This is a genomic window from Ruegeria sp. YTSA075 (genome assembly GCF_059610245.1).
Window position 1 is genome coordinate 246,625 of the sequence record NZ_JBXWNG010000003.1, and the last position, 12,946, is coordinate 259,570.

Annotated in this window: 15 protein-coding genes and 1 tRNA gene; 8 read left to right on the forward strand and 8 right to left on the reverse strand. The window is 58.6% G+C overall.

All coding sequences use genetic code 11. The features are described 5' to 3' along the window. Positions 1 to 176: 176 nt before the first annotated feature. Both AC2FGE_RS07230 and AC2FGE_RS07235 read left to right on the forward strand, forming a co-directional pair. Positions 177 to 875: a corrinoid protein gene (locus AC2FGE_RS07230; RefSeq protein ID WP_496818537.1), complete on the forward strand. Its 699-nt coding sequence runs from the start codon at positions 177 to 179 to the stop codon at positions 873 to 875. 192 nt (positions 876 to 1,067) lie between these two features. After that, positions 1,068 to 1,724, forward strand: coding sequence for a DUF1638 domain-containing protein (locus AC2FGE_RS07235; RefSeq protein WP_496818539.1), 657 nt, complete (start codon positions 1,068 to 1,070; stop codon positions 1,722 to 1,724). 9 nt (positions 1,725 to 1,733) lie between these two features. Here the strand turns inward: AC2FGE_RS07235 and AC2FGE_RS07240 are convergent, their stop codons facing one another. Then, the gene (locus AC2FGE_RS07240) at positions 1,734 to 2,144 is read right to left on the reverse strand and encodes a SufE family protein (RefSeq protein WP_496818540.1); all 411 of its coding nucleotides are present in this window, start codon (positions 2,142 to 2,144) and stop codon (positions 1,734 to 1,736) included. Between the two features lie 140 nt (positions 2,145 to 2,284). Here AC2FGE_RS07240 and AC2FGE_RS07245 point away from each other — a divergent pair, with 140 nt between their 5' ends. After that, positions 2,285 to 2,809, forward strand: coding sequence for a hypothetical protein (locus AC2FGE_RS07245; protein WP_496818541.1), 525 nt, complete (start codon positions 2,285 to 2,287; stop codon positions 2,807 to 2,809). A 6-nt stretch (positions 2,810 to 2,815) separates the two neighbouring features. Here AC2FGE_RS07245 and rnd read toward each other — a convergent pair whose 3' ends face one another. The 3 genes from rnd to purM all read right to left on the reverse strand — a co-directional run bounded on the left by rnd (position 2,816) and on the right by purM (position 5,727). Continuing rightward, positions 2,816 to 3,973 carry a ribonuclease D gene (gene rnd, locus AC2FGE_RS07250; protein WP_496818542.1) on the reverse strand — a complete coding sequence of 386 codons (1,158 nt, stop codon included), beginning with the start codon at positions 3,971 to 3,973 and terminating at the stop codon, positions 2,816 to 2,818. A 114-nt stretch (positions 3,974 to 4,087) separates the two neighbouring features. Further along, positions 4,088 to 4,684, reverse strand: a complete 597-nt coding sequence (gene purN / locus AC2FGE_RS07255; RefSeq protein WP_496818543.1) for a phosphoribosylglycinamide formyltransferase — start codon at positions 4,682 to 4,684, stop codon at positions 4,088 to 4,090. Continuing rightward, a complete protein-coding gene (purM, locus tag AC2FGE_RS07260; protein ID WP_496818545.1) occupies positions 4,681 to 5,727 on the reverse strand; it encodes a phosphoribosylformylglycinamidine cyclo-ligase in 1,047 nt (348 codons plus the stop codon). Before purM ends, purN begins: the two co-directional genes overlap by 4 nt. 107 nt (positions 5,728 to 5,834) lie before the next feature. On the opposite strand from purM, the gene AC2FGE_RS07265 reads away from it, so the two are divergent. Both AC2FGE_RS07265 and AC2FGE_RS07270 read left to right on the forward strand, forming a co-directional pair. Next, a tRNA-Ile gene (locus tag AC2FGE_RS07265) sits at positions 5,835 to 5,911 on the forward strand. Between the two features lie 126 nt (positions 5,912 to 6,037). Further along, positions 6,038 to 6,538, forward strand: a complete 501-nt coding sequence (locus AC2FGE_RS07270) for a flavin reductase family protein (protein WP_480549045.1) — start codon at positions 6,038 to 6,040, stop codon at positions 6,536 to 6,538. On the opposite strand, the gene AC2FGE_RS07275 is transcribed toward AC2FGE_RS07270, so the two are convergent. The 3 genes from AC2FGE_RS07275 to AC2FGE_RS07285 are packed head-to-tail and all read right to left on the reverse strand — an operon-like array spanning position 6,535 to position 8,767. After that, positions 6,535 to 7,014 (reverse strand): DUF6505 family protein, encoded by a 480-nt coding sequence (locus tag AC2FGE_RS07275; protein WP_496818546.1) that lies wholly within the window; start codon positions 7,012 to 7,014, stop codon positions 6,535 to 6,537. The genes AC2FGE_RS07270 and AC2FGE_RS07275 overlap by 4 nt on opposite strands. Beyond that, entirely contained in the window at positions 7,011 to 7,709 is a 699-nt protein-coding gene (locus AC2FGE_RS07280; protein WP_496818547.1) for a biotin/lipoate--protein ligase family protein, read from the reverse strand. Before AC2FGE_RS07280 ends, AC2FGE_RS07275 begins: the two co-directional genes overlap by 4 nt. Then, positions 7,706 to 8,767 (reverse strand): Mrp/NBP35 family ATP-binding protein, encoded by a 1,062-nt coding sequence (locus AC2FGE_RS07285; protein ID WP_170532826.1) that lies wholly within the window; start codon positions 8,765 to 8,767, stop codon positions 7,706 to 7,708. The genes AC2FGE_RS07280 and AC2FGE_RS07285 overlap by 4 nt, the downstream gene beginning before the upstream one ends. Before the next feature lie 108 nt (positions 8,768 to 8,875). On the opposite strand from AC2FGE_RS07285, the gene AC2FGE_RS07290 reads away from it, so the two are divergent. Then, positions 8,876 to 9,604 (forward strand): c-type cytochrome, encoded by a 729-nt coding sequence (locus tag AC2FGE_RS07290; RefSeq protein ID WP_496818548.1) that lies wholly within the window; start codon positions 8,876 to 8,878, stop codon positions 9,602 to 9,604. Here the strand turns inward: AC2FGE_RS07290 and AC2FGE_RS07295 are convergent. After that, positions 9,598 to 11,553 (reverse strand): 4Fe-4S binding protein, encoded by a 1,956-nt coding sequence (locus tag AC2FGE_RS07295; RefSeq protein ID WP_496818549.1) that lies wholly within the window; start codon positions 11,551 to 11,553, stop codon positions 9,598 to 9,600. The genes AC2FGE_RS07290 and AC2FGE_RS07295 overlap by 7 nt on opposite strands. Before the next feature lie 259 nt (positions 11,554 to 11,812). Here AC2FGE_RS07295 and AC2FGE_RS07300 point away from each other — a divergent pair, with 259 nt between their 5' ends. Together AC2FGE_RS07300 and AC2FGE_RS07305 are read left to right on the forward strand one after the other, a co-directional pair. Next, positions 11,813 to 12,367: a DUF3305 domain-containing protein gene (locus AC2FGE_RS07300; protein WP_480549037.1), complete on the forward strand. Its 555-nt coding sequence runs from the start codon at positions 11,813 to 11,815 to the stop codon at positions 12,365 to 12,367. Continuing rightward, positions 12,364 to 12,945, forward strand: a complete 582-nt coding sequence (locus AC2FGE_RS07305) for a DUF3306 domain-containing protein (RefSeq protein WP_496818550.1) — start codon at positions 12,364 to 12,366, stop codon at positions 12,943 to 12,945. Before AC2FGE_RS07300 ends, AC2FGE_RS07305 begins: the two co-directional genes overlap by 4 nt. The last annotated feature ends 1 nt before the right edge of the window (position 12,946 follow it).

The following is a 12,946-nucleotide window of genomic DNA, read 5'->3' on the forward strand; positions in this document are numbered from 1 at the left end:
CGTTATGCAGAATGATCATGCAGAAAATTCAGTCGCCCTGTGCAATTTTCTCTCTTATAGGTCGGTCCCGAAACGACTGAGGTCGCAATCGTCACAGTCAAACTGCGGCGTTTTGGCCAAAACAGAAAAAATGCCATCTTGGTGCCATTGGCCCACACAGCTCAGGGAAACGCCCCATGTCTGATGAAGAAGATATCGTCCTGTCCGAACTGAATGACGATGAACTTGTCGAACAGATGTTCGACGATCTTTATGACGGCCTAAAAGAAGAAATCGAAGAAGGTGTGAACATCCTGCTGGAACGCGGATGGGTGCCGTACGATATTCTGACCAAAGCGCTAGTTGGCGGTATGACCATCGTGGGACATGACTTCCGCGACGGTATCCTGTTCGTACCCGAAGTTCTTCTGGCGGCGAACGCGATGAAGGGCGGCATGTTTATCCTCAAGCCGCTGCTTGCCGAAACCGGTGCGCCGCGCGTTGGCAAAATGGTCATCGGCACCGTCAAAGGTGACATCCACGACATCGGCAAAAACCTTGTTTCGATGATGATGGAAGGTGCAGGTTTCGAAGTTGTCGATATCGGCATCAACAACCCGGTCGAAAACTATCTTGAAGCGCTGGAAAGCGAAGAGCCTGATATTCTTGGCATGTCCGCCCTGCTGACCACAACCATGCCCTACATGAAGGTCGTGATCGACACGCTGGTCGAGCAAGGCGTGCGTGATGACTATATCGTTCTGGTCGGCGGTGCGCCGTTGAACGAAGAATTCGGCAAGGCCATCGGCGCTGATGCCTACTGCCGGGATGCGGCCGTTGCGGTTGAAACCGCTAAGGAGTTCGTTTCCCGCAAGCACAACCAAATGGCCGGTTGATCCGACTAAGCACACCAAGCCAAAGCCGCCCCATCTTGGGCGGCTTTTTTTTGTGCGCGGCTGTGGTGCAGCGCCAGCTTATCATCAGTTTGTGCAGTAAGCGTCGGTGGCCACAATAGGAATGTCGGCACCAGACTTGCCTTCCTGCGCTAAAGATCATTCTCTTATCCAGAAGCAGACGGGTTCAAAGCCATGCCACAGAACACTTTACCTGACGACGCAAGCCTGACCACCGATGGATATTCCGAGAATGTTGGTCAGCAGCAGATTTTGCTGATCGCCTGCGGTGCCCTGGCGCGCGAGATCCTCGACCTGAAAAAGCGCAACGGCTGGGATCATATGGCCCTGACCTGCCTGCCCGCGATCCTGCATATCCATCCGGATCGCATCACACAGGCGGTCGAGGATACAGTTGCGAAACATCGTGACGACTATGATCAGATCTTCGTCGTTTACGCAGATTGCGGCACCGGAGGGCTGTTGCAGAAAGCCTGCCAAAGGCTCGGGGTCGAGATGATCAAAGGCCCGCATTGCTATTCGTTTTTCGAAGGCAATGAGACCTTTGCTGACCGCGGAGATGATGAAACAACCGCCTTCTATCTGACGGATTTTCTGGCGCGGCAGTTCGATGCCTTTGTCTGGAAGCCATTGGGTCTGGACCGTCACCCAGACCTGCGTGAGATGTATTTCGGAAATTACACCAAGCTGATCTATCAGGCGCAGACGGACGATCCGGCCCTGACCGAACGCGCCCGTGCTTGCGCTGAAAAGATGGGATTGGCGTTCGAGCGTCGCCTGACCGGCTATGGCGATCTTGAAGTCACGCTAAAAGACTGGGCCAACCGCTAAGCGATGGTGTTAGACGTTTTGTTGCGCGACCTCGCGGATGCGCTCGATCATTGAGCGCAACCCGTTTGATCGCTGCGCAGACAGGTGATCATGCAGCCCCAGACGGGCCAACTCACCCCCTGCATCCACTTTCAGAACCTCTGCCACGGGTAGTCCGTTATACAAAGAACGCAATACCGCGATCAGGCCACGCACGATCAGTGCGTCGCTATCCCCGTCAAAGCGAAATGTGCCATCCTCGATCACAGGTTGCAGCCAGACCTGACTGGCGCATCCATCCACCTTGGTCGAAGGCACCTTGAAGGCGTCGTCCAACGGTTCCATCGCCTTGCCTTGTTCGATCACATGGCGATACCTGTCTTCCCAGTCCTCGAGAAACTCAAAATCCTCAACGATTTCTTCAAAGGCGGGCGTTGCCATGGCGGGGCGATCCTTGCGTTATCTTCACAATTGTGACCTAAGCTCAGCCATCATCGCTGTCCAGCCCCTGCCGTGGCTTTTCAAGGCGTGGAAATTGCGCTAACCCATTGGCTGAACTGCCATCATAAAGCTGTGGGTCCATGCTGAAACCTCTGTCCTTACTTGTCGTCGTCTCACTGACCCTGTCTGCCTGCGGCTGGCGGGATTCGCGGGTCAACCCGTCAAACTGGTTCGGCGGTAGCAGATCAACCCCGGTTGAAGCCCCCCCAGCAGATGATGCGAACGCTCTGGTTCCGCAGGAACGTCAGGGTGGCGGCTTGTTCGCACGCCCCGAAGAAGAAGATACCAGCGTGCCGATTGCGAAGGTTGATGAGCTGCGGATCGAACCCATCCCGTCGGGCGCCATCGTCTATGCCTCGGGCACTGCAATCCGCCAGGGTGCGTTTGATGCGCGACTGGTCCGGGTGGACTCGGAAGACAACCAGAAGAACGGTATCCTGGAATACACATTCCGCGTCGACTACCCCAAAACTCAGACGCCGCAAGGGTCCGAACGGACGCGCATGGTGTCGGACGCCATCAATGTCTCGACGCAGGACTTGGAAGGCATCCGCCTGGTGCGTGTGGTCGGACAGCAGAACGCATTGGAATCGCGTCGGCGCTGACTGCGTCTATAGCGAGACGACTTTGACGTTTTGTCCTTTGGCGGCCAGTGCGATCCTGCCTTCGCACAGTTTCAGCGCGTCTTCACCAAACACTTCAAAGCGCCATCCGGACATGGCGGGCAAGTCACGCTCGCCCGCCGCGATCTGATCCAGTTCCGAACTTGTGGCGATCAGCTTGGCCGCCACCCCGGAGCTTTCGGTCTTTGACTTCAAGAGCACGCGCAATAGATCAGCCAGCGCCGGGTTAACCTTGAGTTTATCCCGCGAGTTATCAACTTTGGGCAGCTTGTCCGCCGGGCAATTCACGCCGCGTTTCACTGCGGCCAGAATACCGTCGGCAATCGCGCCTTTGCGCGCCTCGCGCAGCAATAGGCGAGAGCCACCCAGATCAGAGGGTGTTTTGGGCTTAGTCGAGGCCAATTCGATCAAGGCATCATCCTTGAACACCCGATTGCGCGGCACGTTGTTTTCCTGTGCGTACTCCTCGCGGAATTGCGCCAGCTCTCGCACAACGGCCAGAAACTTGGCCGAATTGGTGCGCGTCTTGACCCGTTTCCAGGCATCCTCGGGCTGAATGTCATAGGTTTGCGACTGGGTCAGGGTGCGCAGCTCTTCCGCAACCCAGTGGCTGCGGCGCGTCTTTTCCAGCTCCGCCGCCAGGTGTTCATAGATCTTGCGCAGATGCGTGACATCCGCCAAGGCATAAGTTTTTTGCGCATCCGTCAGCGGCCGCCGGGACCAATCGGTAAAGCGCGACGTCTTATCGACACCCTGTTTGCAGATTTTGCGTACAAGAGTTTCGTACCCCACCTGTTCGCCAAAACCGCAGACCATTGCGGCAACCTGCGTGTCAAACAACGGTGTTGGGAAGACATTGGCCTCAACCCAAAAAATCTCAAGATCCTGCCGGGCGGCGTGGAACACTTTGACCACGCTATCATCCCGGAACAAGTCGTAAAGCGGCTCAAGCGACAGACCATCCGCCAATGGGTCGACCAGAACGGCGCTGCCCTCATCTTCTGATGGTACGGCCAGCTGCACCAGACACAGTTTCGAGTAATAGGTCCGTTCGCGCAGAAACTCGGTGTCTACAGTGACATAGGGATAGCCTGCAGCAGCCGAGCAAAACTCGGCCAGCTCTTGCGTCGTCGTCAGGGTTTTCATGCGCCGTACTATTCTTGCTCTTGTTCTTTATGTGACTGCCCGATTTTCCGCGTCCCGAGCGATAGATGCGACCATAGGACGAATTTTAGGGATCTGTAAATCACTCAGGGGCGATCAGGGCAGCATAAGGCGTGAACTGTTGCCATCCGCGAAACGACGCAGCACTGCGGGGTATAATTTGTGCTCCCAAAGCAGTACCCGTGCAGCCAGATCATCGGGTGTATCGCCCGGTGAAACCTCAATCCGCGCCTGACCAAGGATCGGGCCGTCATCCAAAGCCGCGGTCACTTCATGCACGGTGCAGCCGTGTTCCGCGTCCCCTGCTTCGATGGCGCGCGCATGGGTGTTCAGGCCCTTGTACTTGGGCAGTAGTGACGGATGGATATTCAGCATCCGCCCCTGAAAGCGCGAGACGAAATCAGCCGTCAGAACCCGCATGAACCCGGCCAGGCACACGATGTCTGGTTGCGCCTGTTCCAGCGGTTTCAGAAGCTCGGCCTCAAAGGCGGCACGGTCGCCCTTGAAGGGGCGATGATCCACCACGGCGGTTGCAATGCCGCGCTCCTGCGCCTTCGTTAACCCGCCCGCTTGCGCATCATTGCACAAGACCAGACAGGGCCGCGCAGGGTGGTCGCCTGTCATGCTGTCGACCAGCGACACCATGTTGGACCCACCCCCCGAAATCAGGATCGCAACGCGCTTGTGGCTCACAGCAACTTGCCTGAATAGGCCACGCCTTCTGCGTCGGTGATGACGCCAATGCGCGAGACGTCCTCACCCGCTTCGGTCAGCAAAGCTGACAGCGCATCTGCTTGGTCAGCCGCGCAAACCACGATCATGCCAATGCCGCAGTTAAAGGTCTTCAGCATCTCAGCTTCAGAAATCCCGCCGGTTTTGGCCATCCAGTTGAAGACCCAGGGCGCATCCCACGCATCCAGATCGATCTGGGCCCCCAAACCTTCGGGCAACACGCGCGGCAGGTTCTCGGTCAAGCCACCGCCTGTGATATGGGCCAGCGCATGCACGCCCCCTGCCCGGATCGCAGCCAGTGCGGGTTTTACATAAAGGCGCGTCGGCGTCAGCAATGCCTCGCCCAGCGAGCCCACGCCAAAGGGTGAGTCTGCGTCCCAGCCCAGACCCGAGATCTCAACCAGTTTGCGGACCAGCGAATAGCCGTTGGAATGCACCCCATTCGAGGCAAGCCCCAAAAGAACATCGCCGGCCTGGACACCGTCGGGCAGGTCAGCGCCCCGTTCCATTGCACCAACCGAGAATCCGGCCAGATCGAAATCACCATCGGGATACATGCCTGGCATCTCGGCCGTCTCTCCGCCGATCAGCGCGCAACCCGACTGCGCGCAACCTTCGGCAATCCCTTCGATGATCCGGGCGGCGGTATCTGTGTCCAGCTTGCCGGTCGCAAAATAATCAAGGAAGAACAAAGGCTCAGCGCCCTGACAGATCAGATCGTTGACACACATGGCCACCAGATCAATGCCAACACCGTCAACAACACCAGTATCAATAGCGATCCGCAGCTTGGTGCCCACACCGTCAGTCGCCCCGACCAAGATGGGATCGTCGTAGCCTGCTGCCTTGAGGTCAAACAGTGCACCAAAGCCGCCCAGACCGCTCATCACACCGGGGCGGTTCGTCCGCTTGGCCGCGGGTTTGATCCGATCAACCAACGCGTTGCCTGCATCAATATCCACACCCGCATCGGCATAGGTGATTCCGTTCTTGCCCGCTGTCATGGTAGGTCCCTTAAGAATGCTTTTCGGGCGGGTTAGTCGATTGTGCGTCTTGTTGCAACGGTCAGGCTTGACGCGGGCGTTCACCGTGATACTCAAAGCGCTCAGGCGGGCCTGTAGCTCAATTGGTTAGAGCAGAGCGCTCATAACGCTTTGGTTGCGGGTTCAAGTCCTGCCGGGCCTACCAGATCTCCCAATTCGCCTGCTGACGCATTGATCCGGCTTTCGGGCTGAACGACTGCCGGGGCAAGCTTTTGATGGACAAAGCCTTTGCTGCATGGCACCTGAGGCGCGGCGAAGACAAGAGCGTACGATGACCGAGAAGACCTTTATCCCCGGCCCAGATCAAAGCAGCGATTTTCGCGCGGCTTTGGGCTGTTTTGGGACCGGTGTTACGGTTGTCACCACACATACGGAAAACGGCCCCCGTGCGATTACGGTCAACTCATTTGCATCCGTGTCGCTGGATCCGCCTTTGGTGCTGTGGTGTCTGGCCAAAGACTCGTTTCGCTTTAACGCGTTCAATTCCTGCCAGCACTATGCGATCCACGTCATGGCGCAGGAACAACAGGACGCCGCGCTAAAATTCGCCCGCGACGGCACCGATTTCTCACATGCCAAGTGGGAGTTGGACGCAGCCGGTCGCCCGCAACTGGCCGAATGTCTGGCTAGGTTCGACTGCGAGCTGCACACCAAACATGAAGCCGGGGATCACCTGATCCTTGTGGGTCAGGTCGAACAGGTGATGTACCGCACTGGCAAAGGCCTGATCTTTAAACGCGGTCAGTTCGGTGGTTTTGTCGACAACGTCTAATCGTCAAGCGACCCATGCACGGCCAGCGCCTCTAACTGCGTCTCTTGCGGTGTGATCACCCGAAACGCTTCATGCACACCGCTTTCCGTCAACTCACGTGCGACGGTCAACAGCGAATTTGGCGCGTGATCCGCGCAAAGCTCCGACATATGATCAATTTCCGTTTGCGCCACGCCGCGTGCGGCTTCGACCGAGGGCGCGCCGTAGAACTGCACGAAATGCTCGGCCAGATTCTGAATGATCTGATCCTTTTCTGCCGCTTCGATCTGGGTCACCGCGACAAAGGTCACGCGCCCAAAGGTTTCCAGCCCCAACCAGCCATTGGCAAAGGCCTGCCGGGATTTCCCCTCAAGATCGCCCTGGCCCCAGTTCGAAAACTCGAACCCGCCCGAGATGCACCATTCACCAGTCCGCGCTGGGGAATGAAACACATTCATATCGCTTTCATCGAAATGGATCGCGCGGGCGAGTTTCATTGGCTTGCCTCCAATAGCTCTGTCAGCGGGCGTAGGCGTGTTTCCTCGCCATCCCGGATCAACATGCCAAATCGTTCATCCGTACCCAGGAAGACGCCCCCTTCGGCCAGAGGTTCTCCTACTCCGCGCAAAAGGCCCAGCCATTCGCCGTGCAGCGGCCCATTGCCATCCTCTTGCCAGCGATTGAGCCATGTCAGCATGTGCCGCGACCAGCTCTCCACAAGTTGGGTCGCTGAAACATCCGCACAACCTTCGTCATAAAGCGCCGTGATATCAGGCGTGTTCCCCGGTGCATCACTGGTTTGCAGCAGTGCCAGTTCCCATCCGATCACCAGCCAGTCAGGCATCTGCGCGGGATCGGAGGACGAGGCCGCGACGTGGAACTGCCCGCATTTTGCGCCGTTCACGCAAATCAGCCCATCCCACCCCAGATGCACAGCCACTTCGGGCGGGGCCAGCGCGCCCAAAGCGTTCTGAAACCCAACAGCACAGAGCGGTAGCATCGCCATCGCGTCCTGCAACGGCACCTCGGGCGCGAACACGATGGCCACGCGCAGGCGGTCGGCCTGAATATTGTGGATCACCGTGCCCGCATCACAGCCCAGGGCTGCCATGGCCTGTGCCTTTTCGAACGGATCCTCTCCCCCCTTCGCGGCGAGACCGGTCAGTAACGGAGGGAAGACCGGATCGGTCATGCGTTACCTTTGGCGATCAGGTCGCGGGCAATCTTGCGGAAGGATTCTGCCTGAGCGCTGTCTGGTTTGCTGACCACGATCGGCGCGCCGCCATCTGCGGCTAGGCGGATGTCCAGATGCAGCGGGATTTCCCCAAGCAGCGGAACACCCAGGCCCTCAGCCTCAGAGGCGACACCGCCATGGCCAAAGATATGTTCCTCGTGCCCGCAATTCGAACAGATGTGCGTCGACATGTTTTCGATCATCCCCAGGATCGGTGTCTTGAGCTGATTGAACATGTCGATCCCTTTGCGGGCATCGATCAGGGCCACGTCCTGAGGGGTTGAGACAACGATGGCGCCATCCACCTGGAATTTCTGGCTGAGCGTCAGTTGCACGTCGCCGGTGCCCGGCGGCAGGTCCACGATCAGAACATCCAGCGCGCCCCATTGCACCTGGCTCATCATCTGTTGCAACGCGCCCATCAGCATCGGACCCCGCCAGACGACCGCCTGCCCTTCGTTGGTCATCAGACCCATCGACATCATGGTAACGCCGTGATTGCGCAGCGGCAGGATCGTCTTGCCATCGGGGCTGGCCGGACGTCCTGACACACCCAGCATCCGGGGCTGCGACGGGCCATAGACATCCGCATCCAGCAGACCCACACGCCGCCCTTCGGCAGCCAATGCACAGGCAAGGTTCGCGGATACGGTGGACTTACCCACCCCGCCCTTGCCCGAGGCTACGGCGATGATCCGATCCACGCCAGGTACGGCCTGCGGGCCGGTCTGCGATGGTTTGGGCTTGGGCTTCAGATCCGGCGGGGCCTTATCGGAATGTGCGGTCATCATGGCCGAGACCTTGGCGACCCCATCCACCATCTGTGCGGCCTGTTCGGCAGCCGCGCGCACGGGTTCCATGCGCTCGGCATGTTTGGGATCGATCTCGATGACAAACCGGACGGTATCGCCTTCGACATTCAGCGCACGGACAACGCCTGCGCTGACAATATCCTGACCGGATACCGGATCGGTGATCTTTTTTAGGTTCGCCAGAACCGCGTCACGGACACTCATGCCTTCATCCCCAAAACCTGCCCCATCGCATGGCTGCATTTCATCGCACCTGTCTCCGTCTTTCCTAGTTCATTTGACGCATTTGCCTGTTGGCCGTTAGGTTTGGCCATGCGCTTTGTCCTGTTGTGCCTCAGCCTGACGCTCACCGCCACCCCTTCCGGGTCGCAAGAGGCCATCGGCCTGGCCGCCCCGTCCGAGGTGACAGACACCGGCCTGTTGCAACATATTCTTCCACGCTTTTCGCTCAAGACCGGGATACGCGTTATTGCGGATGAAAGCGGTGTTATGTCGCTGACGGCGGGCCCAGCCGGTGATCCGGTCTTTGCCCGCGGCGGTATCGCCTACCATCTGAACATTCAGGACGATCCCCGGCAGGCCCGGTTCCGGGATTGGCTGATATCCGAGATCGGAAAACGCACGATCGAAAGCTTTGCACCCGATCAGGGCGCGCCCTTTAGCGCCAGTTTTGAGGTCGCCGTTTCCGATGAAGCAACCACACCCGAGGGTGACGTGACCCTGGGTGAGCAGCTTTCGATGACCCATTGTGGTCGCTGCCATGTTATCGGTCCAAGAAACCGGATGAACGGATTGGGCTCGACCCCCTCTTTCGCGGTTTTGCGCAGTCTTCCGGATTGGGACGAACGATTTCAGGCCTTCTTTGCGCTGAACCCGCACCCCGCCTTTACCCAAATCGATGGGCTGACGCCGCCCTTCGATCCGACGCGCCCGTCGCCCATCCATCCGGTTGAGATGACATTGGATGACCTCGACGCGATCCTGGCCTTTGTCTCGATCATTGAAGCGGCGGATCTGGGCAAGCCGCTGCAGCATCAATGATCTTTCCGCTTTGAGAAGTAATCATCCGTCGTCACAACCCGCGGCTTGGGATTGGACCGGAACGGATTGTCCTCCAACTTGAACTGCGCCTCGACCCGGCAATTGTCACACATCTGGATCATCCGCGCCTGCTCGGAAGAGGCGAACATCGGATGCGTGCCCGACAGTTTCTCCATGATGCGTTCCACCGTCGATTTCACGCCGAACAGGGCGCCACATTCGACACAGGCAAAGGGTTCCTCTTCGTTCAATACCTGTTGCGATAGGGCCGTATCGCTCAAATCCAGTTGTGGCACCAGCGCAATCGCATCCTCGGGGCAGATGTTCCGGCATAGACCGCATTGCAGGCAGGCATCCTGCTGAAAGTTCAGTTGTGGTTTATCCGGGTTGTCGATCAGCGCCCCTGAAGGACAGAGCGAAACGCAACTCAGACAAAGGGTGCAGGCGTCTGTATCCACTGCAACCGCACCATACGGGGCGCCCTCTGGCAAAGATAGCGGCTCTTGCTTCATTGGGTTCAAAGCTTGTGCCGCCAGCCGCGTGATCTGTCGGCGATTGCCCAATGGCAACACAGGGTCTATCAGCGGTGCCGGAACAGCCTGCGCATAAAGCAGATCAGACAACGCGTCCGGGTCGGGCTCATCAATAAGGCTCAGACCGGCATCTGTGGCGATGGCCAAAGCCAGCGCGAGTTCCCGATCCAGCGCATCCCGCTCAGTTGTTGGCGCGAGCAATACATCCACCCGTGCAAACCCATGGGCCAGACCGGCCAACATTTCGGCATGGCCGAAACCCGAGATGACGCTCAGCTCCATCAGGATCACATCGGAGGGCAAGCCACGGCCAAAACGCGCGGCCAGGCGGATCATCTCGGCCCCATGCGCATCGTGCACAAGCAGGCGCGGCACAGTGCCACCCGCCCGCCGATAGGTGCGCGCCAGAACGTGCATCCGCGACAGGATTGCTGATACCGGAGGATCCTCGTAGGTGATCGCGGTCGAAGGGCACAGAGCGGCGCAGGCCCCACAACCTGCACAGATCATCGGGTCGATTGCGACATGCTCTCCAGCTGATGTGATCGCACCGGTTGGGCAGATATCAAGGCAGTTGGTGCAAGCGACCTGTTCAGCGCGTGAGTGAGCGCAGAGCGTTTCCTCAAGCCGCACATAAAGCGGTTTTTCAAACGTCCCGACCAGTTGCACCGCGTCAAACGCCACACGGGCCACCGTCAACGGATCGCGCGGATCTGCCCGCAGATACCCTTCGCGCTTGGCAGGGGCCTGAACCAGCGGTGTGCCAGCTGTCAGATCAATCAGTATGTCGCAGGTGGATTTGGCCCCGTCACGCGGATCGGACCAGGCGAAAGCCCCGCGACCCCCCGGCTCCAATTGCCGCAGCTGATCGATCCGCAGCACAAATCCCCCCAACGCGCCAGTGACCGACCGTACCTGCCCCTGAACTACGTCAAAAGATCGGGTCATGGGATGGCCGCCATCAGTTGTCAGAACCGTCACGGCCAGCAAGTTGGCCAGACGATCCGCCAGTTCGAACGCAACGTCGGAGGGGCCGATGATGCAGCAGGTCCCCTCGCTAATCACATCCACGCTAGGTGTAATGGGCATCGGGATCATGGCCTCAGCCGCCAGTGCAGCCATTTTAGGGGCCGCATCTTGCGCCTGCTCTGACCAACCCGCACGATCCCGGATGTCCACAAAAGCGGGCGGTTCAACACCCAGGTCTTCGGCCAGGTCCCGAAACACTTCCTGCTCTTGCCCACAGGCAATCAGCACCGGGTCATCGCCTGTCAGAAAATCGGCCACCAGCCCAAGTTCGCGGGTACACAATCCGGTGTGAACCTTCGAACATTCCAGATCGCAGGCGGATCCGATCCGCGCAGCATCGACGGATTGCGATCCTTCACAGTCGCATAGAATAAGTTTGGTGGCCATGTCCCTCCCCCGGACAGCTTCCTTAGGTGCCCACTTTAGATGGTATGCCGCAGCTTACAATCCACACTTGAAACTCAGACCGAATTGTAACCAACAATCTGCAAGGCTTCTTTTTTCTTATAGAAATACTCAGAGTTTCACATGTTAAATTTTTGTCGATCACGCGGATTTGCACATAATACAGGCTTGGCAGATCGGTATTTTGTGTACCATAGTAGACGCAAGTTAAGGCACGGGAGAGCCTTACGGGGAGGAGCCAGTGGCCAAGGCCGCAAGCTGTATCGAAATGCCAGTTGGCGTCATCGTGCGCAAAACGCCCGGGGTAACCCGCTGGGCCAAGTGGAACTGGCGCGCGGTCGCTGCCCTGCCGGGTGCAGGCCCTGCGGATTGGGTTGAACTGCGCCGCGAGGGCGATGCTGTCGAATACCACGCCGCCACCTTGCCCCTGACCCTATGGGTGGATGAGACTGAGGCCTACATGGTCAACCTGTCTGACGGGCAACCGTCGATCTATCTGGTTCTACGCGATGCATTGGACGGGGAACGCCCGATGGATGCGGTATTGATCACTGCCTCTCCGTTCGAAGGCCAGGACTATGCGGATACGGGTGAGGAACTGGTCGAGAAGATCCCGATGTCCGAAGGTTTGATTGCCTGGGTGCGCGATTTTACCTTGGAACACCACCGTGATGAGGTTTTCATCAAGCGCCGCCGCGACAAGAAACGGACCGATCTGGTGGAAGATGGCAAAGGCGATGCGCGGATCCGGCAGGATTCAGACGTCTACCGCGCGCCGCGGAGGGTTGTGCAATGACCCAGTCCCGCGATTTCTGGTCTCGCCGCAAGGCTGCCGTTCAGGCCGAAGCTGAGGCTGAAGTTATCGCCGCCGAAGAACAGGTGATTGCCCTTCAGCAGGCCGAGCTGGAAGAAAAAAGCGACGCCGAAATATTGGCCGAATTCAACTTGCCCGACCCGGATCACTTGCAGGCGGGCGATGATGTCTCGGGTTTCATGGCCAAAGCGGTGCCAGACCGCCTGCGCCGCCGCGCATTGCGACGCCTGTGGCGTCTGAACCCGGTGCTGGCCAATGTGGATGGTCTTGTCGACTACGGCGAGGATTACACCGACGCGGCCTGCGTGATCGAGAACCTGCAAACCGCGTATCAGGTTGGCAAAGGGATGCTGGCCCATGTCGAGGCACTGGCGGCTGAGACCGAAGAACAAGAAGTCGAGACCGAGGCTCAAGAGACCGAGGACGAGTCCGAGACCCATCCGGTCGTAGCTGCGGAACCTGCCCCCGAACCCGTCGCTATGGTCGAACGGGATGCGGCCGAAGAGATCGCAGAGCTTCCCCCTGCCCCGCGTCGTATGAGATTTGAATTCGAAGGATAAC